The 2,286-nt window shown below is 52.0% G+C and carries 1 rRNA gene; it reads right to left on the bottom strand.

Annotated features, from left to right (window positions below):
- Positions 1–2,164, bottom strand: a 23S ribosomal RNA gene (locus tag E0D98_RS23430); the annotation flags it as partial.
- Positions 2,165–2,286 lie beyond the last annotated feature (122 nt).

The following is a 2,286-nucleotide window of genomic DNA, read 5'->3' as shown; positions in this document are numbered from 1 at the left end:
CGGCTCCATGCAGACTGGCGTCCACACTTCAAAGCCTCCCACCTATCCTACACATCAAGGCTCAATGTTCAGTGTCAAGCTATAGTAAAGGTTCACGGGGTCTTTCCGTCTTGCCGCGGGTACACTGCATCTTCACAGCGAGTTCAATTTCACTGAGTCTCGGGTGGAGACAGCCTGGCCATCATTACGCCATTCGTGCAGGTCGGAACTTACCCGACAAGGAATTTCGCTACCTTAGGACCGTTATAGTTACGGCCGCCGTTTACCGGGGCTTCGATCAAGAGCTTCGCTTGCGCTGACCCCATCAATTAACCTTCCGGCACCGGGCAGGCGTCACACCGTATACGTCCACTTTCGTGTTTGCACAGTGCTGTGTTTTTAATAAACAGTTGCAGCCAGCTGGTATCTTCGACTGATTTCAGCTCCACGAGCAAGTCGCTTCACCTACATATCAGCGTGCCTTCTCCCGAAGTTACGGCACCATTTTGCCTAGTTCCTTCACCCGAGTTCTCTCAAGCGCCTTGGTATTCTCTACCTGACCACCTGTGTCGGTTTGGGGTACGATTTGATGTTACCTGATGCTTAGAGGCTTTTCCTGGAAGCAGGGCATTTGTTGCTTCAGCACCGTAGTGCCTCGTCATCACGCCTCAGCCTTGATTTTCCGGATTTGCCTGGAAAACCAGCCTACACGCTTAAACCGGGACAACCGTCGCCCGGCCAACATAGCCTTCTCCGTCCCCCCTTCGCAGTAACACCAAGTACAGGAATATTAACCTGTTTCCCATCGACTACGCCTTTCGGCCTCGCCTTAGGGGTCGACTCACCCTGCCCCGATTAACGTTGGACAGGAACCCTTGGTCTTCCGGCGAGCGGGCTTTTCACCCGCTTTATCGTTACTTATGTCAGCATTCGCACTTCTGATACCTCCAGCATACCTCACAGTACACCTTCACAGGCTTACAGAACGCTCCCCTACCCAACAACGCATAAGCGTCGCTGCCGCAGCTTCGGTGCATGGTTTAGCCCCGTTACATCTTCCGCGCAGGCCGACTCGACCAGTGAGCTATTACGCTTTCTTTAAATGATGGCTGCTTCTAAGCCAACATCCTGGCTGTCTGGGCCTTCCCACATCGTTTCCCACTTAACCATGACTTTGGGACCTTAGCTGGCGGTCTGGGTTGTTTCCCTCTTCACGACGGACGTTAGCACCCGCCGTGTGTCTCCCGTGATAACATTCTCCGGTATTCGCAGTTTGCATCGGGTTGGTAAGTCGGGATGACCCCCTTGCCGAAACAGTGCTCTACCCCCGGAGATGAATTCACGAGGCGCTACCTAAATAGCTTTCGGGGAGAACCAGCTATCTCCCGGTTTGATTGGCCTTTCACCCCCAGCCACAAGTCATCCGCTAATTTTTCAACATTAGTCGGTTCGGTCCTCCAGTTAGTGTTACCCAACCTTCAACCTGCCCATGGCTAGATCACCGGGTTTCGGGTCTATACCCTGCAACTTAACGCCCAGTTAAGACTCGGTTTCCCTTCGGCTCCCCTATTCGGTTAACCTTGCTACAGAATATAAGTCGCTGACCCATTATACAAAAGGTACGCAGTCACACAGATTGCTCTGTGCTCCCACTGCTTGTACGTACACGGTTTCAGGTTCTTTTTCACTCCCCTCGCCGGGGTTCTTTTCGCCTTTCCCTCACGGTACTGGTTCACTATCGGTCAGTCAGGAGTATTTAGCCTTGGAGGATGGTCCCCCCATATTCAGACAGGATACCACGTGTCCCGCCCTACTCATCGAGCTCACAGCATGTGCATTTTTGTGTACGGGGCTGTCACCCTGTATCGCGCGCCTTTCCAGACGCTTCCACTAACACACACACTGATTCAGGCTCTGGGCTGCTCCCCGTTCGCTCGCCGCTACTGGGGGAATCTCGGTTGATTTCTTTTCCTCGGGGTACTTAGATGTTTCAGTTCCCCCGGTTCGCCTCATTAACCTATGGATTCAGTTAATGATAGTGTGACGAATCACACTGGGTTTCCCCATTCGGAAATCGCCGGTTATAACGGTTCATATCACCTTACCGACGCTTATCGCAGATTAGCACGTCCTTCATCGCCTCTGACTGCCAGGGCATCCACCGTGTACGCTTAGTCGCTTAACCTCACAACCCGAAGATGTTTCTTGCGATTCATCATCGTGTTGCGAAAATTTGAGAGACTCACGAACAACTTTCGTTGTTCAGTGTTTCAATTTTCAGCTTGATCCAGATTTTTAAAGAGCAAA

This window comes from Escherichia sp. KCJ4928, from assembly GCF_004352695.1.
In the GTDB taxonomy this organism is placed as follows: domain Bacteria; phylum Pseudomonadota; class Gammaproteobacteria; order Enterobacterales; family Enterobacteriaceae; genus ECMA0423.
The sequence above is the reverse complement of the archived record's forward strand: the minus strand, read 5'-3'. Positions and strand labels throughout refer to the sequence as shown.